Annotated in this window: 18 protein-coding genes; 12 read left to right on the forward strand and 6 right to left on the reverse strand. The window is 59.3% G+C overall.

Annotated elements, in window-relative coordinates:
• Positions 1-298 precede the first annotated feature (298 nt).
• Genes flgB through flgE form a run of 4 tightly spaced genes read left to right on the forward strand, consistent with a single transcriptional unit; the run spans position 299 to position 3,260 of the window.
• Positions 299-706 (forward strand): flagellar basal body rod protein FlgB, encoded by a 408-nt coding sequence (flgB, locus tag AC3WK5_RS27410; RefSeq protein WP_054593597.1) that lies wholly within the window; start codon positions 299-301, stop codon positions 704-706.
• Positions 707-709: 3 nt separating this feature from the next.
• Positions 710-1,153, forward strand: coding sequence for a flagellar basal body rod protein FlgC (gene flgC / locus AC3WK5_RS27415; RefSeq protein ID WP_054593596.1), 444 nt, complete (start codon positions 710-712; stop codon positions 1,151-1,153).
• A 15-nt stretch (positions 1,154-1,168) separates the two neighbouring features.
• Positions 1,169-1,897: a flagellar hook assembly protein FlgD gene (flgD, locus tag AC3WK5_RS27420; RefSeq protein ID WP_103318706.1), complete on the forward strand. Its 729-nt coding sequence runs from the start codon at positions 1,169-1,171 to the stop codon at positions 1,895-1,897.
• 31 nt (positions 1,898-1,928) lie between these two features.
• Positions 1,929-3,260: a flagellar hook protein FlgE gene (flgE, locus tag AC3WK5_RS27425; protein WP_103318708.1), complete on the forward strand. Its 1,332-nt coding sequence runs from the start codon at positions 1,929-1,931 to the stop codon at positions 3,258-3,260.
• A 290-nt stretch (positions 3,261-3,550) separates the two neighbouring features.
• Here flgE and AC3WK5_RS27430 read toward each other — a convergent pair whose 3' ends face one another.
• Positions 3,551-6,445 (reverse strand): ribonucleoside-diphosphate reductase subunit alpha, encoded by a 2,895-nt coding sequence (locus AC3WK5_RS27430; protein WP_103318710.1) that lies wholly within the window; start codon positions 6,443-6,445, stop codon positions 3,551-3,553.
• 730 nt (positions 6,446-7,175) lie between these two features.
• Here AC3WK5_RS27430 and AC3WK5_RS27435 point away from each other — a divergent pair.
• Both AC3WK5_RS27435 and AC3WK5_RS27440 read left to right on the forward strand, forming a co-directional pair.
• On the forward strand, positions 7,176-7,901 hold the full coding sequence (locus AC3WK5_RS27435; RefSeq protein ID WP_054593592.1) for a response regulator: 726 nt from the start codon (positions 7,176-7,178) through the stop codon (positions 7,899-7,901).
• The gene (locus tag AC3WK5_RS27440; protein ID WP_103318712.1) at positions 7,898-9,508 is read left to right on the forward strand and encodes an ATP-binding protein; all 1,611 of its coding nucleotides are present in this window, start codon (positions 7,898-7,900) and stop codon (positions 9,506-9,508) included. Before AC3WK5_RS27435 ends, AC3WK5_RS27440 begins: the two co-directional genes overlap by 4 nt.
• A gap of 158 nt (positions 9,509-9,666) precedes the next feature.
• On the opposite strand, the gene AC3WK5_RS27445 is transcribed toward AC3WK5_RS27440, so the two are convergent.
• Together AC3WK5_RS27445 and AC3WK5_RS27450 are read right to left on the reverse strand one after the other, a co-directional pair.
• Positions 9,667-10,392 carry a 4'-phosphopantetheinyl transferase family protein gene (locus tag AC3WK5_RS27445; protein ID WP_103318715.1) on the reverse strand — a complete coding sequence of 242 codons (726 nt, stop codon included), beginning with the start codon at positions 10,390-10,392 and terminating at the stop codon, positions 9,667-9,669.
• A gap of 252 nt (positions 10,393-10,644) precedes the next feature.
• A complete protein-coding gene (locus tag AC3WK5_RS27450; RefSeq protein ID WP_103318717.1) occupies positions 10,645-11,436 on the reverse strand; it encodes a dienelactone hydrolase family protein in 792 nt (263 codons plus the stop codon).
• A 239-nt stretch (positions 11,437-11,675) separates the two neighbouring features.
• On the opposite strand from AC3WK5_RS27450, the gene AC3WK5_RS27455 reads away from it, so the two are divergent.
• Both AC3WK5_RS27455 and AC3WK5_RS27460 read left to right on the forward strand, forming a co-directional pair.
• Positions 11,676-12,353, forward strand: a complete 678-nt coding sequence (locus AC3WK5_RS27455) for a response regulator transcription factor (RefSeq protein WP_103318720.1) — start codon at positions 11,676-11,678, stop codon at positions 12,351-12,353.
• The gene (locus AC3WK5_RS27460) at positions 12,350-13,696 is read left to right on the forward strand and encodes an ATP-binding protein (protein ID WP_103318722.1); all 1,347 of its coding nucleotides are present in this window, start codon (positions 12,350-12,352) and stop codon (positions 13,694-13,696) included. Before AC3WK5_RS27455 ends, AC3WK5_RS27460 begins: the two co-directional genes overlap by 4 nt.
• Before the next feature lie 160 nt (positions 13,697-13,856).
• On the opposite strand, the gene AC3WK5_RS27465 is transcribed toward AC3WK5_RS27460, so the two are convergent.
• A complete protein-coding gene (locus tag AC3WK5_RS27465; protein ID WP_103318724.1) occupies positions 13,857-14,855 on the reverse strand; it encodes an AraC family transcriptional regulator in 999 nt (332 codons plus the stop codon).
• 336 nt (positions 14,856-15,191) lie between these two features.
• Between AC3WK5_RS27465 and AC3WK5_RS27470 the strand changes: the two genes are divergently transcribed.
• Both AC3WK5_RS27470 and AC3WK5_RS27475 read left to right on the forward strand, forming a co-directional pair.
• Positions 15,192-16,526 carry a dicarboxylate/amino acid:cation symporter gene (locus AC3WK5_RS27470; RefSeq protein WP_103318727.1) on the forward strand — a complete coding sequence of 445 codons (1,335 nt, stop codon included), beginning with the start codon at positions 15,192-15,194 and terminating at the stop codon, positions 16,524-16,526.
• Between the two features lie 145 nt (positions 16,527-16,671).
• The gene (locus AC3WK5_RS27475; RefSeq protein ID WP_103318728.1) at positions 16,672-17,853 is read left to right on the forward strand and encodes a CaiB/BaiF CoA transferase family protein; all 1,182 of its coding nucleotides are present in this window, start codon (positions 16,672-16,674) and stop codon (positions 17,851-17,853) included.
• Between the two features lie 14 nt (positions 17,854-17,867).
• Here the strand turns inward: AC3WK5_RS27475 and AC3WK5_RS27480 are convergent, their stop codons facing one another.
• Positions 17,868-18,362, reverse strand: coding sequence for a SprT family zinc-dependent metalloprotease (locus AC3WK5_RS27480; protein WP_103318731.1), 495 nt, complete (start codon positions 18,360-18,362; stop codon positions 17,868-17,870).
• Between the two features lie 184 nt (positions 18,363-18,546).
• Positions 18,547-19,149 (reverse strand): Yip1 family protein, encoded by a 603-nt coding sequence (locus AC3WK5_RS27485; RefSeq protein ID WP_054593582.1) that lies wholly within the window; start codon positions 19,147-19,149, stop codon positions 18,547-18,549.
• Positions 19,150-19,584: 435 nt separating this feature from the next.
• Here AC3WK5_RS27485 and ttcA point away from each other — a divergent pair, with 435 nt between their 5' ends.
• Entirely contained in the window at positions 19,585-20,409 is an 825-nt protein-coding gene (gene ttcA / locus AC3WK5_RS27490) for a tRNA 2-thiocytidine(32) synthetase TtcA (protein ID WP_103318736.1), read from the forward strand.
• Positions 20,410-20,476: 67 nt separating this feature from the next.
• Positions 20,477-21,148 (forward strand): DNA-3-methyladenine glycosylase I, encoded by a 672-nt coding sequence (locus tag AC3WK5_RS27495; protein WP_054593580.1) that lies wholly within the window; start codon positions 20,477-20,479, stop codon positions 21,146-21,148.
• The last annotated feature ends 91 nt before the right edge of the window (positions 21,149-21,239 follow it).

Consider the following 21,239-nt stretch of genomic DNA (forward strand, 5'->3'; position numbering starts at 1 on the left):
GGCCGCGTTCGGACGTAGCCGTCGCAAATTCGGTATCCACGGATTACTGGAAGACCGCAGCGTCTGATTTTACGACCGCTTCGCGGCCGAACGCCGCCTTCGGCAGCTGCTACGGATTGCGTGCATCTCGGCATCCTGAGCGGCAGAAAAGCGGCAGGCGCCGGAAATCCGTTGCCGCTTTTCTGGCATTGCCGCTTTGCCGCCGCTCGCAAAGCCCCGGTTTATGGGGTTTTAGAAGCTGGCACGGGGCTTGCTATAACCCTGTTACGAAAAATCAGGTCACCCAAAGGTTTCCGACATGAGCATCAGCTTCGATAAAGCGCTCGGTATCCACGAACAAGCCCTGGGCTTCCGCGCTCAGCGTGCCGAGGTCCTGGCCAACAACATTGCCAACGCCGATACCCCGAACTACAAGGCTCGGGATCTGGATTTCTCGTCGGTGCTGGCCGCCCAGAACGACAAGAACAAGAACGGCACCTTTGCTTTGAACATGACCAACAGCCGTCATATCGAAGCCCAGGGTATGAGCAGTGGTGAGGAGTCGTTGCTGTATCGCACGCCGATGCAACCGTCGATTGACCAAAACACCGTGGACGCCCAACTGGAACAGTCGAACTACGCGCAAAACGCGGTCAACTTCCAGGCTAGCTTCACGCTGCTCAACAGCAAATTCAAAGGGCTGGTATCAGCCCTGCGCGGGGAGTAATCCATGTCTCTGTCCAGTGTATTCAACATTGCCGGTAGCGGCATGAGTGCTCAAACCACTCGCTTGAACACCGTCGCCAGTAACATCGCCAACGCCGAGACCGTCTCTTCGAGCATCGATCAGACCTACCGTGCCCGTCACCCGGTGTTTGCCACCATGTTCCAAGGCGGTCAGTCCGGTGGCAGCAATTCGCTGTTCCAGAATCAGGATGCCGCGGGCCAGGGCGTGCAGGTACTCGGCGTAGTCGAAGATCAAAGCAACCTCGAAGCACGCTACGAGCCGAACCATCCGGCGGCTGACGCCAAGGGTTACGTGTATTACCCCAACGTCAACGTGGTGGAGGAAATGGCCGACATGATTTCTGCCAGTCGTTCGTTCCAGACCAACGCGGAAATGATGAACACCGCCAAAACCATGATGCAGAAGGTCCTGACCCTCGGTCAGTGATAAGGGGCGATTTTTATGAGCGTTACCGATTCCACCGGCGGCCTGAGCATGACCGACCTGCTGGCGAACTCCTCGGTCAAAAGCACCGGTACGGCCGCGAATGGCCTTTCCGCAGCAACCAGTAGCGCGACTGGCGGCAAGGCGCTGGGCAAGGACGCGTTCCTGCAGTTGCTGGTGACCCAGCTGAAGAACCAGGACCCGCTTTCGCCACAGGATAATGGCGCATTCGTGGCTCAACTGGCGCAGTTCAGTAGCCTTGAAGGGATCACTTCCCTCAATACGACTGTGAGTTCTCTCGCCAGTAATTTCAGCTCTTCCCAGGCGTTGCAGGCTTCTTCTCTGGTGGGGCGTTCGGTGATTGCGCAAACCAGCACCGCTCAGATCAGCGACCCGAGCAAGGGCCTGACCGGTACGGTGAACCTGACATCGTCCATCACCGATGGAACGGTGACTATCAGCGATGCCAGCGGAAAGGTTGTGAGAACCCTTAACCTGGGCACTAAGCCTGCAGGCAGCGCCAGCTTCACTTGGGACGGCAACGACAATAGCGGCGCCGCAGTCGCTGCGGGCACTTATACCGTCAAGGCCAATGCGCCGATCAACGGCACGGCGACCGATCTGGCCACCTACCTGCCAGCAACGGTCAACAGCGTGACGCTGAGCCAAACCGGCGGCGAGTTGATGCTCAATCTTGCAGGTCTGGGCCCTATCGCCCTGTCCAAAGTTCAAACCATTGGTCTATAGAGCCGGCTAACGCGGCATAAAGGAGTGGAATATGTCTTTCAATATCGGCCTTAGCGGTCTCTATGCAGCCAACAAACAACTGGACGTGACCGGCAACAACATCGCCAACGTTGCGACCGCCGGTTTCAAGTCTTCGCGCGCCGAGTTCGCCGATGTCTACTCGGCAACCAAGCTGGGCAACGGCTCTAAAGTTGTCGGTAGCGGTGTAAACCTGGCCAACGTATCCCAGCAGTTCACCCAGGGTGATATCAACAACACCGGCAACGTGCTGGACATGGGTATCAATGGCTCGGGTTTCTTCACCCTGAGCAATAACGGTTCGACGACCTACACCCGTGCCGGTACGTTCAAGGTCGACAAGGATGGCTTCATCACCAATACCAATCAAACTGCCCGTTTGCAGGGTTACGGTGTGGACGCCAATGGCAAGGTCATCAACGGCGTGTTGACTGACCTTAAGATCGACACTTCGAATCTGGCGCCAAAACCGACGTCGACCGTGTCCTCGACGATCAACCTGGATTCGACTGCTCCGGTGATTGACGACACGGTAGCCACCGGTACTCCATTCGACCCAAATACCCTCGCCACCTACACCAAATCGTTCAGTACGCCGATCTATGACAGCCAGGGCAACTCGCACGTCATGGATCAATACATGGTGAAGACCGGTGCTAACACGTGGAAGACCTACACCCTGGTAGACGGTCGCAACCCGGATGCCACCGGCAGTGACCCGAAAGTCACCGCCCCGATTGCTACGACCATCACGTTTGATACCGCTGGCAAACTGGTCTCGGTGGCAACACCACCGGCGACGCCTGCGGCCCCTAACGCAGCCAACACCGTGACGTTGGCCAACTGGGTGCCGGGTAAGGTCACCAACGGTGTGTGGGCGGCCAACGGCGCGGCACCAAGCGCTAGCAAATTGACCATTTCGATGACCAACACTACGCAGTTCAATGCCGACTCTGCCCGCTCTATCCCGGCTCAGGACGGTTATGCCACCGGCCAGATCACCAACCTGACCATTGACGGCACCGGCACCCTGTTCGCCAACTTCAGTAACAACCAGAGCAAGGCCATCGGCCAGGTTGCGCTGGCCAGCTTCACCAACGAACAAGGCCTGCAAGCTGTGGGTGGCACCAGCTGGAAAGAAACGTTCGCCTCGGGTATCCCTGGCTACGATGCTCCGGAAACCGGGTCCCTGGGTTCGATTCAGTCCAACTCCCTGGAAGAGTCCAACGTCAACCTGACCAACGAACTGGTCAACCTGATCAAGGCGCAGAGCAACTACCAGGCCAACGCCAAGACCATCTCCACCCAGAGCACCATCATGCAGACCATCATTCAGATGACCTGATGCTGCTTGGTTGATTGCGCTACACAAGAAGCCCCTCGGAAGAGGGGCTTTTTTGTGGTCGGGATTTTTTGTCGGCAACTGTGGCTCTGGTTATCTGGGTTGGCCCCATCGCGAGCAGGCTCGCTCCCACCACTATTTGTAAACACCAGAGATCACCTGTAGGAGCGAGCCTGCTCGCGATGGCGTCAGTACGGTCACCGCTTTCCTGGAGGCAAAAGAAAACCCCCGATCAATCCAGAGGATTGATCGGGGGTTTCAGGTAAGCGCCGCAAGGCGCTTACCGGCGCAGCTTATTGGCAGGCTTCGCAATCCGGCTCGTCGATGGCGCACGCCTTCGGTACTGGAGCAGGACCGGCTGGAGCTGCCAGGACCGAGTCGTCACCGTGGTTGCCGCCGCTGGAAACAGCGTTCAGCTTGCCGGTGTTGATGGTCGACTTCTCGGTGCTGGTCGCGGCCAGGGCACGGAGGTAGTAAGTGGTTTTCAGGCCACGGTACCAGGCCATGCGGTAGGTCACGTCGAGCTTCTTGCCCGATGCGCCGGCGATGTACAGGTTCAGCGACTGAGCCTGGTCGATCCACTTCTGACGACGGCTGGCCGCGTCAACGATCCACTTGGTGTCGACTTCGAAGGCAGTCGCGTAGAGCTCTTTGAGTTCTTGCGGGATGCGTTCGATCTGCTGCACGGAACCGTCGTAGTACTTCAGGTCGTTGATCATGACCGAGTCCCACAGACCGCGAGCCTTGAGGTCGCGAACCAGGTACGGGTTGATCACGGTGAATTCGCCCGACAGGTTCGATTTCACATAGAGGTTCTGGTAGGTCGGTTCGATCGACTGCGACACGCCAGTGATGTTGGCGATGGTCGCGGTCGGTGCGATGGCCATGATGTTGGAGTTACGAATACCTTTCTGTACGCGAGCACGCACCGGCGCCCAGTCCAGGGTTTCGTTCAGGTCAACGTCGATGTACTTCTGGCCACGCTGATCGATCAGGATCTGTTGCGAATCCAGCGGCAGGATGCCTTTGGACCACAGCGAACCCTGGAACGTCTCGTAAGCGCCACGCTCGTCAGCCAGGTCGCAGGAAGCCTGGATCGCGTAGTAGCTGACCGCTTCCATCGACTTGTCGGCGAACTCGACAGCCGCGTCGGAACCGTAAGGGATGTGCTGCAGGTACAAAGCGTCCTGGAAGCCCATGATGCCCAGTCCGACCGGACGGTGCTTGAAGTTGGAGTTCTTCGCTTGTGGCACCGAGTAGTAGTTGATGTCGATAACGTTATCGAGCATGCGAACGGCGGTGTTCACGGTACGTTCCAGCTTGGCGGTGTCCAGCTTGCCGTTGACGATGTGGTTCGGCAGGTTGATCGAGCCCAGGTTGCAAACGGCGATCTCGTCCTTGTTGGTGTTCAAGGTGATCTCGGTGCACAGGTTCGAGCTGTGAACCACGCCAACGTGCTGCTGTGGGCTGCGCAGGTTGCATGGGTCTTTGAACGTCAGCCATGGGTGGCCGGTTTCAAAGAGCATGGAGAGCATTTTGCGCCACAGGTCTTTGGCCTGGATGGTCTTGAACAGCTTGACCTTGCCTGGGTACTCGGTCAGGGCTTCGTAGTACTCGTAGCGTTCTTCGAAGGCCTTGCCGGTCAGGTCGTGCAGGTCCGGAACTTCGGACGGCGAGAACAGGGTCCATTTGCCGTCATCGAAGACGCGCTTCATGAACAGGTCAGGGATCCAGTTGGCAGTGTTCATGTCGTGGGTACGACGACGGTCATCACCGGTGTTCTTGCGGAGCTCGATGAACTCCTCGATGTCCATGTGCCAGGTTTCCAGGTAAGCGCAGACAGCGCCTTTGCGCTTGCCACCCTGGTTGACGGCGACAGCGGTGTCGTTCACTACTTTCAGGAACGGAACAACGCCCTGGGATTTGCCGTTGGTGCCCTTGATGTACGAGCCCAATGCGCGAACCGGGGTCCAGTCGTTGCCCAGGCCGCCAGCGAATTTCGACAGCATGGCGTTGTCGTGGATCGCGTGGTAGATGCCCGACAGGTCATCCGGCACGGTGGTCAGGTAGCAGCTGGACAGCTGAGGACGCAGGGTGCCGGCGTTGAACAGGGTCGGGGTCGAGGACATGTAGTCGAAGGACGACAACAGGTTGTAGAACTCGATCGCACGGTCTTCCTTGTTCTTCTCTTCGATCGCCAGGCCCATGGCCACGCGCATGAAGAAAATCTGCGGCAGTTCGAAACGCACGCCATCCTTGTGGATGAAGTAACGGTCGTACAGGGTTTGCAGGCCCAGGTAGGTGAACTGCTGGTCGCGCTCGTGGTTGATCGCCTTGCCGAGTTTTTCCAGGTCGAAGGTCGCCAGGACCGGGTTCAGCAATTCGAATTCGATACCCTTGGCGATGTAGGCAGGCAGGGCCTTGGCGTACAGGTCGACCATTTCGTGGTGAGTTGCGCTTTCAGCAACTTCCAGGAAGCTCAGGCCTTCGGCACGCAGGGTGTCCATCAGCAGGCGCGCGGTCACGAACGAGTAGTTCGGCTCACGCTCGACCAGCGTACGGGCGGTCATCACCAGCGCGGTGTTGACGTCGGTCAGGGCCACGCCGTCGTAGAGGTTCTTCAGGGTTTCGCGCTGGATCAGCTCGCCGTCGACTTCTTCCAGACCTTCGCAGGCCTCGGTGACGATGGTGTTCAGGCGGCCCATGTCCAGAGGGGCAAACGTGCCGTCGGCACGGGTGATGCGGATCGACGGGTGAGCCTGCACCGCTTCCTCGGCAGGCGCGCGTACTGCGCGCTCTTTGGAGCGGGCGTCACGGTAGATCACGTAGTCACGAGCGACTTTCTGCTCGCCGGCACGCATCAGGGCCAGTTCGACCTGGTCCTGGATTTCTTCGATGTGGATGGTGCCGCCCGATGGCATGCGACGCTTGAAGGTCGCGGTGACTTGTTCGGTCAGGCGGGCAACGGTGTCGTGGATTCGCGACGAGGCAGCAGCAGTGCCGCCCTCAACTGCGAGAAACGCTTTGGTGATGGCGACGGTGATTTTGTCATCGGTGTAAGGAACGACAGTGCCGTTACGCTTGATCACGCGCAGTTGGCCTGGCGCGGTGGCGGACAGATCCGAATTCGAATCAGTGGCCATCGGCGCGGTGCCCTGCGGGTTCTCGCGAGTTGTGTCGGTTTGCATGGGTGTCTCCACGTTCTCTATGTTTGTTTGGGCACCATGAAGGCGCCCACCGTTCCGTCCTGAAGCACTACAACCGGCAAGCGCCGGGCATAACAACTTCGGGACAGTCAGGAAGGGGCTGTTGAGCGCCGCTTCCTTGCCGAAGTCTTTGGTCTCAAGCCTGGGGCCGAAAACCGAATTCCGTTTGGGTGACAGTAATTGACTGCAACACCCGTACCGTTTTCGCCGCTGGCGGCTAAAAAACAGTCGCCATCCGCAGGTGCGGTTTGGGCTTCTGAAAATACGTTTGGTTCAACCAGACAGAGGCAATAAAAGCGCTTGAATTTGGTGTCTGATTTGTGTTTGGTTTTTTGCGTAAACCCCTACATGTAGGGTTTTTTTTAGCGCGAGCTACAAGATAATGCGTTTTGGGGGGTGATTGCAACGTACTACCTGTGGATAAAGCTGTGCGTAAAATGTGTATGAAACTGTCAATCGGCGTGTAGGCCGCAACCCTGCTGGGGTGGACCGTTTGTCATGGAATTTTGCCCTGAAAAATAGCCTTGGGCGTATTTTTGAGGGCGCGAACCCTATCACAAAAAAACGCAGTTACCGAGAGCATTTGCCAGCTTGTGTTCTCAAGGGAAGGCGTTGCTACAATCGGTCACTGCATACGCAGACTTATCCACTCCAATCATTACAAAAAGACGAGTGGAGCCTTCCTTAATAGCGTTCGGCAAAGAGGTCACCCGTGGAGCAAGAAGCCTGGCAGGTATTAATTGTCGAGGATGACCAGCGCCTGGCTGAGTTGACTCGTGAGTATCTCGAAAGCCACGGTCTGCGGGTCACCCTCGAAGGCAATGGAGCGCTGGCGGCGGCGCGGATTATCGCCGAGCAACCGGACCTGGTGATCCTTGACCTGATGCTCCCCGGCGAAGACGGCCTGACGATTTGCCGCAAGGTTCGTGATCACTACGACGGACCAATCCTGATGCTCACGGCGCGCACTGACGACATGGACCAGATCCAGGGCCTGGACATGGGCGCCGATGACTACGTGTGCAAACCGGTGCGCCCGCGTTTGTTGCTGGCGCGTGTCCAGGCCTTGCTGCGACGCAGTGAAGCACCCGAGCCTGCGGCACCAGAAAAACTCCGTCGCTTGCAGTTCGGCCCGCTGGTCGTCGACAACGCGCTGCGTGAGGCGTGGCTGCAGGACACTGGCATCGAGTTGACCAGTGCCGAGTTCGATCTGCTCTGGTTGCTGGTGGCCAACGCCGGGCGGATTCTGTCCCGCGAGGAAATTTTCACGGCGCTGCGAGGCATTGGCTACGACGGTCAGGATCGCTCGATCGATGTTCGCATTTCGCGGATCCGGCCGAAGATCGGCGATGACCCGGACCATCCGCGACTGATCAAGACCATTCGCAGCAAGGGGTATCTGTTCGTTCCTGAAGCCTGTGTAGATCAACCCTTGTGAACTCGATCTTCCTGCGCATTTATGGCGGCATGTGCGCCGCGCTGATTCTGGTGGCGGTACTTGGTGTACTGGCCTTGCACCTGCTCAACCAGGTGCGCAGCGAGCAATACCGTGAACGCCTGGCCCACGGCACGTTTTCCTTGATGGCCGACAATCTGCAACCGATGAACGAGACCGAGCGTCATCGCGCGTTGCTGGTGTGGGAGCGTTTGCTGGGCATTCCCTTGAGCTTGCAGACGTTCGCCCAGACCGACCTCGACTTGAGCCAGCGCACGCGGGTGCTGCACGGCCAGGCATTGGTGGAGCAGACCGGCCCGCACGCGGCAAAGGTCTACCGTTTGGTCAGCGATAAAGAGCAGCTTGTTCTGACGGGAGAAGTGCAACAGATCAGCGAGCAACTGGCGCGGGCGACCATTTACCTGTTGGCCGATGAATTGGTGCGTTACCCGGTGGCCGAGCAGCCCAAGCGTCTTGAGGCGTTGAAGAAGGACAAGGGCTTTGGCTTCGAGCTGCAACTGATTACGGTCGATCAGGCGGACATGGACGAGGACCAGAGCCGTCGGGTCTCTGAAGGCGACACGGTGATGGCGCTGGGCAAGGGCGGCGATTCGATCCGGGTGTTTGCCGGGATGGTCGGTACGCCCTGGGTGCTGGAAATCGGCCCGCTGTATCAGATGAACCCCTACCCGCCGGAGTGGCTGGTACTGATTGCTGCATTGGGCCTGAGCCTGATCGGGTTGATCGTCTATTTGCTGGTGCGCCAGTTGGAGCGCCGCTTGCGAGGTCTGGAGTCGGCCGCCACACGGATCGCCAAAGGCAGCCTGGAAACCCGCGTGCCGGCACGCGGTGCGGATTCGGTGGGGCGATTGGCGGCGGCGTTCAACGGTATGGCCGAGCATCTTCAGCAACTGTTGGCGATTCAGCGTGAACTGGTGCGCGCGGTGTCCCATGAGCTGCGCACGCCTGTTGCGCGGTTGCGTTTTGGACTGGAGATGATCAGCACGGCGAACACGCCACAAGCGCGGGAGAAATACCTGGAGGGCATGGATCACGATATCCAGGACCTCGATGGCCTGGTGGACGAGATGCTCACGTATGCGCGGTTGGAGCAGGGTTCGCCAGCGCTGAACTTCCAGCGCGTCGACCTCGATGCCTTGGTCAATCAGGTGATCGGTGAACTGGCGCCATTGCGCGCCGATGTGACGGTGCATCGCGGCCTGTGCCTGTCGGCTGCCGATTGCGATGGCGCCTGGGTCGAGGCTGAGCCGCGCTACCTGCACCGGGCGTTGCAGAATCTGGTGAGCAACGCGATGCGTCATGCCCAGTCCCAGGTGTCGATCAGTTATCAGGTGGGGCAGCAGCGTTGTCGCGTCGATGTCGAAGACGATGGGCCGGGCGTGCCGGAAAGTGCCTGGGAAAAGATCTTCACGCCATTTTTACGTCTGGATGACAGCCGCACCCGAGCGTCCGGCGGGCACGGCCTGGGGCTGTCCATCGTGCGCCGGATCGTTCACTGGCATGGCGGTCGGGCGCTGATCAGCAAGAGTAAAAGCCTGGGGGGCGCGTGTTTCAGCCTGAGTTGGCCCAGAAGTCAGGAGAAGCTCTGAGATCTTTACCGTCTGTAAGGACCTCTTCGCGAGCAAGCCCGCTCCCACATTAGATTTCCAGTGTTCACAAATCATGTGTTCACCGCAGATTAAATGTGGGAAGGGCCGGGCGACGTTCGCTTGCTCGCGAAGGGGGCCCTGCCAAACACTGAAGTTCTTCAGGCCTTGATACTGACCAGGCTCAGCAACTGTCCATCGTGCACGCCAAATTGCGCATCCAGTTCCGTGCCGTAGTGCCATTCGCTGGAGAGATCGGTCAACAAGCGCAGGCGCACATGCCCGCTCTCGGCCCATTCCAGCACTTCGGCATGTTCGAAATAGAAGCGCTTCTGCACGATTGGGTAGAGCGCCTTGAACAGGCTTTCCTTGACCGAGAAGGTCAGGGTCACCCACAACGCCAGCTGATCTTGACGGCCCGCGGCCATGCGTTCGAGCTCGGGCGGAGTGAGGATCTCGGCGGCCAGACGCTCGGCGCGTTCGGCGTTCAGCAGGTTCTCCAGGTCCATGCCCAGGCTGCGCCAATGCGTCTTGCGCGCAACAATAGCGGCGGCCCGGCCGGTGCTGTGGGTGATCGAGCCGCAGATATGCGCCGGCCACACGGGCGCGCGGTCCTCGCCAATCGCCGGAATGCAGTCCAGACCCTCCAGTTGCTGCAAGGCGGCCCGGGCGCACACCCGCCCTGCGAGAAACTCGGCCTGACGTTTGGCGACCGAGCGCTGGATGCTGGGGGGCGCTTCGATGATGCTGCGCCGGAAGTCGTCGAATACCAGCAATGACGGATCGAAACGAGTGCTGAGCAGCACCGTATCGGGCAGCGCATCAGGCAACGGCCAGTGGGCGTCGAGCGGTTTGCAGCAGGCGGGGAGAGCGGGGAGCGGGTTCATCCCGGCATTTTGCCGGGTTGACCTGGCGCTGGGTAGTGGCCGCGTAGTAATCATCTGGCGCGCGGTGCTGTTGTGGCGAGGGGGCTTGTCGGAACGCCGCACCGCCCCGTTGGGTCGCAAAGCGGCCCCAAAACCTGCACCTGTATTCGTTTGGATGTACCGAGTACGCAGGGTTTGCGACTGCTGCGCAGTCGAACGGGGCGGTGCGGCGTTCCGACAAGCCCCCTCGCCACAAGGGAGGGCAGTCAGCGATTAGCCAAAGATTTTTTTGAAGAAGGCCTTCATGTCCGCCCACGAGCTTTCATCGGCGGCTTTGTTGTAGCCGATGTCCGGGCCGCCGTGATCGCCATGGCTCAGGCGATCAGCGTCCGGATTGCTGAAACCATGCTTGGCACCTTTCAGGCTGACGAACTTATAGTCGGCGCCGGCCTTGTCCATTTCGGTTTTGAACGCTGCCACTTGATCCGCGGTGATCATGCTGTCCAGAGCACCGTGCTCTACCAGCAGCTTGGCCTTGACGCTGCCAGGCGTCGCCGGGGTGTTGGTCGCCAATACGCCGTGGAAACTCACCACACCCGCCAGCGGTGCCCCTTGGCGGGCAGCATCGAGGACAATCCCGCCGCCGAAGCAGTAACCGATCGCCGCGAGTTTTTTCGGGTCGGTCTGCGGTTGTTTTTTCAGCAGATCAAGCCCGGCATTGAAGCGGGCACTGGCCGTTGCGCTGTTTTTCAGCGCTTCATTCATGAATGCCATGGCGTCATTCGGGTGCTCGGTGTTTTTGCCTTTGCCATACATATCGATCGCCAGCGCGCTGTAGCCCAGCCCGGCGAGGTCGCGGGCCCGGCGCTTGGCGTAGTCGTTGAGCCCCCAGAACTCATGGACCACCACCACGCCCGGGCGAGCCCCCTGAATGCTGTCGTCGTAGGCGTAATAGCCGATCATTTCAGTCCCGTCGGCACTCTTGTAAGGAATCTCCTGAGTCTTGATTGCCGCTTGGCTGAGGCTGCTCAGGGCGAATAAAACGAGTGCGATCAATACGCGCATGGTTGATGCTCCTTTAAAAGACGTCCAGACAGCCTAGTCGATCCTGTTCAGTCCGAGTTCAGCGGGTTGTGGTTAACCTACAGTCACAACTGTGGTATCGGTTACTTCGTCAGGGTTGTCCGGGATGATGCAGCAGGTTTCGCCAAACACCTTGGTTGAATCAGGTTACCGTTACTGGCGTATTAGCAATCGAGGTGCGAGGTACCTGTGGAGATGTTGATTTTGCCTGGGAGAGCGTTATGAAACTGCTGGTCGTCGAAGACGAAGCGCTGTTGCGTCATCACCTGCAAACCCGCCTGACCGACAATGGCCACGTGGTCGAGTCCGTGGCCAATGCCGAAGAGGCCTTGTACCAGACCGGGCAATTCAACCATGACCTGGCGGTGATCGACCTCGGTTTGCCGGGCATGGGCGGGCTGGACCTGATTCGCCAGCTGCGTGCGGAAGGCAAGACCTTTCCGATCCTGATCCTGACCGCGCGCGGCAACTGGCAGGACAAGGTCGAAGGCCTGGCCGCCGGTGCCGATGATTACGTGGTCAAGCCGTTCCAGTTCGAAGAGCTGGACGCGCGCCTGAACGCCTTGCTGCGCCGCTCCAGCGGTTTTACCCAGTCAACCATCATTGCCGGGCCGCTGGTGCTGGACCTCAATCGCAAGCAGGCGACCCTCGACGAGCAGCCGTTGGCATTGACCGCCTACGAGTACCGGATCCTCGAATACCTGATGCGTCATCACCAGCAGGTGGTCGCCAAGGACCGTTTGATGGAACAGCTCTATCCGGACGATGACGAGCGTGATCCAAACGTGATCGAAGTGCTGGTCGGCCGTCTGCGGCGCAAGCTGGAAGGGCCGACCGGCTTCAAGCCGATCGATACCGTGCGTGGCCTGGGCTACCTGTTCAACGAGCGCTGCCGGTGATTCGATCGCTGCGCCTGCGCCTGATGCTGGCCGCCACGACACTGGCGGTGCTGTTCATGCTGGCCTTGTTGCCGGCCATGCAGGGCGCGTTCAGCCTGGCGCTGCAAGATTCGATCAAGCAGCGCCTGGCCTCGGATGTCACCACACTGATATCTGCTGCGCGGGTTGAAAACAACCGCTTAGTGATGCCCACGCAGTTGCCGGATGAGCTCCTCAACCTCACCGACAGTCGCCTGTTGGGCTACATCTATGATCGCGACGGTCATCTGGTCTGGCGCTCGCGGGCGACTCATGATGAGGACATCAGTTACCGACCGCGTTACGACGGACACGGCGATCAATTCGCGCGGATTCGTGAGGCCAACGGCCAGGAATTCTTCGTTTATGACGTCGAGGTCAAGTTGCTCGGCGGTAAAAGCGCAGCGTTCAGTATCGTCGCACTGCAGCCGGTGCGTGAGTACGAGCAGACGCTCGACGGCCTGCGGGAAAATCTCTACCTGGGTTTTGGCGCTGCGTTGCTGGTGTTGCTGTCGCTGCTGTGGATCGGCCTGACCTGGGGCTTGCAGGCCTTGAAACGCTTGAGCCAGGAACTCGACCAGATCGAGAACGGTGCCCTTGAAAGCCTCAGCGAAGAACACCCCCGCGAATTGTTGCGCCTGACCGGCTCGCTGAACCGTTTGCTGCGCAGCGAGCGTGAGCAGCGCAGTCGCTACCGCGACTCTCTGGATGATCTGGCCCACAGCCTGAAAACCCCGTTGGCGGTGTTGCAAGGGGTCAGTGAAGACATGGCCCAGCGGCCGGAAGATCGGGAGCAGGCGTGGGTGCTGCAATCGCAGATCGAGCGCATGAGCCAACAGATCAGCTATCAGTTGCAGCGCGCGAGCTTGCGTAAAAGCGGTCTGGTGCGTCACCAGGTGCGGTTGCGGCCGGTACTGCAAAGCCTTTGCGACACTCTGGACAAGGTCTATCGCGACAAGCAGGTACGGACCTCGTTCGACCTGCCGAACCCGTGCTACGTGCCGATCGAGCAGGGCGCCTTGCTGGAAATGCTCGGTAACCTGCTGGAAAACGCCTATCGCCTGTGCCTGGGCGAAGTGCGCGTTAGCTTGCGGCAAACCATGAGTGGTGTGGAGCTGTGCATCGAAGATGACGGCCCGGGCGTACCGCCGGATCAACGTGCGCGGATTCTTCAGCGCGGCGAACGGCTGGACCGCCAGCACCCGGGGCAGGGCATCGGCCTTGCGGTGGTCAAGGACATCATCGAGAGCTACGGCGCACAGTTGACCCTGGGGGATTCAGCCTTGGGCGGCGCGGCATTCCGGATTCATTTTCCGGTGGTGTGAGGTGGTGGTCGGTGCTCTTTCGGGCCTCTTCGCGAGCAAGCCCGCTCCCACATTCGATTTGTGTTGTTCACAAATATTGTGTTTACCGAAGATCCAGTGTGGGAGCGGGCTTGCTCGCGAAGAGGCCCGTGACGACACCGCAAAACCTCGAACCTATGACTCAGTTCTCCTGCGCGCGATAGGCGCCGGGCGTCAACCCGGTCCACTTCTTGAACGCCCGGTGAAACGCCGACGGCTCGGAGAATCCCAGCTGTTCGGCGATCTGTTGCAACGACAGGTCGGCACGGCTGAGGTGATAAATCGCGATGTCGCGGCGCAGTTGGTCTTTCAATTCCTGAAAACTCGTACCCTCTTCACGCAAGTGCCGACGCAAGGTCTGCGGGCTGATGTGCAGGTGTGCGGCAACCGCTTCCAGGTCTGGCCAGCGCGCACTGTCGCGGCTGAGCAGGCGGCGTAACTGGCTGCTGAGGCTATCGCCGTCATCCGGGCGCGATAGCAGATCGGCGGGCGAACGTTCGAGGAAATGCTTGAGGGTACGTTCGTCCTGCAACAACGGCATCTGCAGGTAACGGCTGTGGAACAACAGGCTGCTTTGCTCGGCCGAAAACACCATCGGGCAGGGGAACAACAGGTCGTACTCGGCAGCGTGCTCGGGTTTCGGGTAGCTGAAACAGGCCTGTTCCAGGCGAATGCGCTGACCGATCAGCCAACTGCCCAGTCGATGCCAGATCACCAGCTGACATTCGCTGAAAAAGTGATCCGGGTCCCACAGCTGAGAATCATCCAGGCTCAAACGCACCATTTCACCTTCGCGGGTCAGGGTCAGGCGCGGAGCGTCGGGGAATAGGCTATAAAATAATAAGCCGCGACTGAGTGCTTTCTCGAGCGTGCGGCAGTGAATCAAGGCATGGCACATCATGGCGAAGGTGCCACGTTTGCTTGGGCCGCGGGCAAAGCCCAGGTATTCGTCATCCAGCGCTTGCCAGAGCCCTTGCAGCAGGCTGGTGAACTGTTCGGGCGCGATCCTGGCGCGAGGTTCGTCGAGCAATTCGACGCTGATCCCCAGCTGTTGCAACAGACCCGAATAGTCATAGCCGCGTCGGCGCGCGCCACCGAGGGCCGCACGAGCAAAATGACTGGCGATGGTACGTTCGCGCATTGGGGTCTGATCCGTCCATTGAGTGGCGGATCTTAGCCACGGCCTGGTGGCGGGACAAGGCGGATATCCGCCAAATTGTAGGACGAGAGCCGGTTGGTGGGCGGAAATCCGCCACCCCGGTCGGGTGGTCAAGGGATGAAGGAACCCCGGCAACCCTGATGGCAAAAGGCTTTTGGACGATTTTGGCAAGGTGGCACGGGCTTTGCGATAAGGGTGAGAGGTCTGCCAGCGCGCAGCTCGACAAAACAAATCCCTCCGGTGCAGGAGGGTTCGCACTTTAGGTGTCGCCTGCCTCAGATGATTGATTGCAGCGCGGTGCTCTTGAGGAACTTTGTAATGACGACTCGTCAGCCACTGTACAAATCCCTGTATTTCCAGGTGATCATTGCCATCGCTATCGGCATCGCGCTCGGTCACTACTACCCGCAAACCGCCGTGGCACTCAAGCCACTGGGTGACGGGTTCATCAAACTGATCAAAATGGTCATCGCTCCGATCATCTTCTGCACCGTGGTCAGCGGTATCGCGGGCATGCAGAACATGAAATCGGTCGGCAAGACCGGCGGTTACGCGCTGCTGTACTTCGAAATCGTTTCGACCATCGCATTGCTGGTGGGTCTGGTAGTGGTCAACATCGTGCAGCCAGGTAACGGCATGCACATCGATGTCAGCACCCTGGATGCTTCCAAAGTGGCTGCTTATGTCGCTGCCGGTGCGGATCAAAGCGTCGTTGGCTTCATCCTGAACATCATCCCGGCCACCATCGTCGGCGCGTTCGCCAACGGCGACATCCTGCAAGTGCTGATGTTCTCGGTGATCTTCGGTTTCGCCCTGCATCGCCTGGGTGCCTACGGCAAGCCGATCCTGGACTTCATCGATCGCTTCGCCCACGTGATGTTCAACATCATCAACATGATCATGAAGCTCGCGCCAATCGGTGCGCTGGGCGCCATGGCTTTCACCATCGGTGCCTACGGCGTTGGCTCGCTGGTGCAACTGGGTCAGTTGATGGCGTGCTTCTACATCACGTGCGTGGTGTTCATTTTGGTCGTGCTCGGCGGCATCGCGCGCGCTCACGGTTTCAGCGTGCTGAAAGTGATTCGCTACATCCGTGAAGAGCTGCTGATCGTGCTGGGTACTTCCTCTTCGGAATCGGTGCTGCCACGCATGCTGATCAAGATGGAGCGTCTGGGCGCGAAGAAATCCGTTGTGGGTCTGGTGATCCCGACCGGTTACTCGTTCAACCTCGACGGTACTGCCATCTACCTGACCATGGCCGCTGTGTTCATCGCTCAGGCGACCGACACCCACATGGACATCACTCACCAGATCACTTTGCTGGTTGTGTTGCTGCTGTCCTCCAAAGGCGCCGCCGGTGTGACCGGTAGCGGCTTCATCGTGCTGGCCGCCACCCTGTCGGCGGTCGGTCACCTGCCGGTTGCCGGTCTGGCGCTGATCCTCGGGATCGACCGCTTCATGTCCGAAGCCCGCGCGCTGACCAACCTGGTGGGTAACGCGGTTGCTACCCTGGTCGTGGCCAAGTGGGTCAAAGAGCTGGATGTCGACCAGATGCATGAGGAACTGGCTTCCGGTGGTCGCGCAATCACCAATACGCATGGCGAAGACGATGTGCATGTGGCTGAAAGCCCAGCCCCGACTTCGGTGAAGTAATTCATTGAGTTGATGAAAAACCCGCTTCGGCGGGTTTTTTATTGCCGCAGGTTTGAGCGCAAAGGTCAGTCCGGCTGATGGTTAAGGTGATTGCTGCCAGGTCATCGGCTGCCTAGGCTTTAGGTATCGCTGACGGAGAATGACCATGCAAGGCCCACTGGCATCACTCAAGGTTCTGGATTTTTCGACGCTGTTGCCGGGGCCATTCGCCTCGTTGTTGCTGGCGGACATGGGCGCCGAAGTGCTGCGGATCGAATCACCGACCCGGATGGACCTGTTGCGGGTTTTACCGCCCCACGACCAAGGCACTTCTGCCAGCCACGCCTACCTCAATCGCAACAAGCGCAGCCTGGCGCTGGACCTCAAGCAGCCGGCAGCGCTGGAGGTGGTCAAGCAACTGCTGCAAGACCACGACATCCTCCTCGAGCAGTTTCGACCCGGGGTGATGGAGCGTTTGGGGTTGGGGTATGAGGCTTTGAAGGCGATCAATCCGCGGCTGATTTACGTCTCGATCAGCGGTTACGGCCAGACGGGCCCCTACAAGGACCGCGCCGGTCACGACATCAACTATCTGTCACTGGCCGGCGTGTCCAGCTATACGGGGCACGAGGATAGTGGGCCGTTGCCGTTGGGCGTTCAGGTCGCGGACATTGCCGGTGGTTCGCTGCATGGGGTGATCGGCCTGCTGGCGGCGGTGATTGCCCGTCAGCACAGTGGCCTGGGGCAACACCTGGACGTGAGCATGACCGATTGCGCATTCAGTCTGAACGCCATGGCGGGCGCGGGGTATCTGGCCTGTGGTGTCACACCGGGGCGTGAAGATCAGATGCTCAATGGCGGCAGCTTCTACGACTATTACCGCACTCGCGATGGTCGCTGGATGTCTGTCGGCAGCCTGGAACCGGACTTCATGCAGCAGCTGTGCACGGCGCTGGGGCAGCCGGATCTGGCGGTACTGGGTTTGTCGCCCGTCCCCGAGCAGCAGAAGGCGCTCAAGCTGGCGTTTCAGATCGAATTCGAAAAACATGACTTTGCCGAGCTCTGCACATTGTTTGCCGGACTCGATGCTTGCGTTGAGCCGGTGCTGAGCCTGGCCGAAGCGGTTGAGCACCCTCAGCTGAAGGCTCGGGATCTGGTCACCCAGGTGCCACGCAACGACGGCACCGCGCAGGCGCAGATGGCTTGTCCGTTGAAGTTTTCAGGCGGGTTACCCGAGCCTCGACATATCGGCGCGGCATTGGGCGAGCATACCGATCAGGTGTTGGGTGAGTTGGGGTATAGCGCTGAACAAATCGAGGAGTTGCGTACAGCAAAGGTAGTGCTGTGATCGTTCCCATGCGGTCATTCGACCCGCGACTCACCGGTAAACACTAGCGTCTGCCGGCAACGCCGGCACAAATATCGCCGCCCTTGTCGCACCAGGCTATGGCGCTGGGCCGAGAACGGGAAATCGCTGTTGGCGCAGGGGCAGCGGTAGATGTAGCGGGTCACGCTGCGGCGTTTGATGGCGTAGGTGTGGCAGCGGTTGGGTGGCAGTTCGTACACCCCGCGCATGATCAATTGCCATTCTTCGCCATGCGGCTGTATGCGGTCACCGAACAGTTGATGGGCGATCAGGTGCGCGACTTCGTGAGCCACGGTCTGTTTGAGGAAGTCTTCGGCGTTTTCCCGGTACAGCTGCGGATTAAAACGCAGCAGGTTTTCATGCAGGTGCGCTACGCCGGCCTTCTGGCCGCGCAACTTGAGGCTGACCACCGGGCGTTTGAAAGGTCGCTTGAAAAAAGATTCGGCTTGTTGGAAACAGTCTTCGACGCGGGAATTGAGTTGCTCGGGCATGCTTGGCGGATCTCCAGAGGCGTCGAGTATGCTGCAAACCGTGCTCATTGCGAATCGCCCAGGCGCCGAATGGTCGTCGCGCAATAGAGAAGGCCGCCTTGCGGCGGCCTGTGTTGGCAGATCCCTGTTTGTTTTATAGGCAGCGTCCTTCGCCCGCTTCATTTGCCCGTTTAAGTTGCCGATTCTAGTTGGTATAGACCGGGCCAACGCCCAGGCCCCAGACAATCACGGTGAATGCCATGATCGCCACCAGCACCACCAACCCTACGGCAAGCACTGAACTTGAGAACAGAAAACCTTCGTCCGACGGAATGTTCATGAAGGTCGGTAGCCCCACGTACAGCAGGTACACGGTGTAGCAGATGGCTGCAGTGCCAACGACCATGCCCAGCCACATGTGCGGATACAGCGCCGCCAGACCGCCGATGAACAGTGGCGTGGCGGTGTAGGTGGCAAACGCGACACAGCGCGCCAGGCTCGGGCTGGCGTCATAGGTGCGAGCCATCCAGTGAATGAACGCACCCATCACCGCAACCCCGCCGAGCATCGCCAGGTACGACATGATGGTCATCCAGAGCGCGCTTTCCTGGGTCAGCATGACCGGCGCGCGGCTACCGATGACCCAGCCGACCTTGGTGGTACCGATAAACGCCGAAATAGCCGGTATTGCCGCCAGAATCAGCGTGTGGGTGAGGTACATGTGGCTGATACTTTCCTCTTGGTCGCCACGGATTTCTTTCCATTCTTGATCAGGGTGGGTGAAAAGCCCCACGACGTGATGGATCATAGTCAGTCACTCCTTCGTGATTGCTATCGCCCCCCAGCGGAGCGCCTACGGGCCAGCGGCCAAGTAAGTAGAGGTCTGAAATGCGCGCGACCTTATGACGCAGTATAGAAAGTACTGGCTGTCACAGGTGGGGGGCTTTAGAGCAAATCGCGCTGTAAACCCCGGGGTTAATTGCTGCTCGATCTGGGTATCGCCCCTGTGGCGAGGGAGCTTGCTCCCGCTGGGGCGCGAAGCGGCCCCAATACAGACACTTCGTTTTTTCAGCGCAACCGTAGCAGCAGGTTTTACGACTGCTGCGCAGTCGAACGGGAGCAAGCTCCCTCGCCACAGGGGTATGCTCAAGTCAGACAAAGCGCGGACTCCAGGCTCTTCGCCCCCGAAGGGTTTTTGCGTAAAATGTCGGCCTTTCGTCACACCTCGCGGATTTCAAGCGCCATGGGCACTCTTTCGGTCAACCAGAACAAACTGCAGAAACGTCTACGCCGACAGGCCGGTGAAGCCGTCGCCGATTACAACATGATCGAAGACGGCGACAAGGTCATGGTCTGCCTGTCCGGCGGCAAGGACAGCTACACCATGCTCGACGTGCTGATGCACCTGCAGAAGGTGGCGCCGATCAAGTTCGAGATCGTCGCGGTGAACATGGACCAGAAGCAGCCGGGTTTCCCTGAGCATGTGCTGCCGGCTTATCTGAAAGAGCTGGGCGTGGAATACCACATCGTCGAAAAGGACACCTACTCGGTGGTCAAGGAACTGGTGCCGGAAGGCAAGACCACTTGCTCGTTGTGCTCGCGCCTGCGTCGCGGCACGCTCTACACCTTCGCCGACGAAATCGGCGCGACCAAAATGGCCCTCGGTCATCACCGCGACGACATCGTCGAGACGTTTTTCCTGAACATGTTCTACAACGGCTCGCTCAAGGCCATGCCGCCGAAGTTGCGTGCCGACGACGGCCGTAACGTAGTGATCCGCCCATTGGCCTACTGCAACGAGAAAGACATTCAGGCTTACTCGGACTTCAAGCAGTTCCCGATCATCCCGTGCAACCTCTGCGGCTCCCAGGAAAACCTGCAGCGTCAGGTGGTCAAGGAAATGCTTCAGGAGTGGGAACGCAAGACGCCGGGCCGCACCGAAAGCATTTTCCGCGGTTTGCAGAACGTCATTCCGTCGCAGTTGGCGGACCGCAACCTGTTCGACTTCACCAACCTGCGTATCGACGAAACCGCTGCGTCGCGTTTTGTGAGCGTGGTGAATCTCTGATTGCTGGACCGTTCTGACTTAACGGCGCTCGCGGGCGCCGTTTTTATTTCATTGCTCAGGAGAGGGCATGCGCGATTACAAGTGGCTGCACGAATACTGTCTGAACCGTTTTGGTTCGGCAGCCGAACTGGAAGCCCATCTGCCCGTGCCCAAGACCCCGGCACAACTGCGCCAGATCAGCGATGATCGCTACCTGTCGACCTTGGCATTGCGGGTCTTTCGCGCAGGCCTCAAGCACAGCCTGGTGGACGCCAAGTGGCCGGCATTCGAAGAAGTGTTCTTCGGGTTCGATCCAGAAAAGGTCGTGCTTATGGGCGCCGAGCACCTTGAGCGACTGATGCAGGACGCACGGATCATCCGCCACCTGGGCAAGCTCAAGAGCGTGCCGCGCAATGCGCAGTTCATCCTGGACGTGGCGAAAGAGAAGGGCAGCTTCGGCGAGTTGATCGCCGAATGGCCGGTGACCGACATCGTTGGCCTGTGGAAGTACCTGGCCAAACACGGGCATCAATTGGGCGGGTTATCGGCACCACGGTTTTTGCGGATGATCGGCAAGGACACCTTCGTGCCGAGCTATGACGTGGTCGCGGCGTTGAATGCGCAACAGATCATCGACAAGGTGCCGACCAGCCTGCGCGATCTGGCGACGGTGCAGAACGCTTTCAACCAATGGCACGCCGAGAGCGGCCGGCCGATGTGTCAGATATCGATGATGCTGGCTTACACCGTCAATCATTGAGGCCGTGTCGCCTTCATCGCGAGCAAGAGCTAGGCGCCCCCCCTGCTCCTACGGTTTTAGTGGGTACGACACAAAACCGTAGGAGCAGGGG

This window comes from Pseudomonas sp. FW306-02-D09B (genome assembly GCF_058782685.1).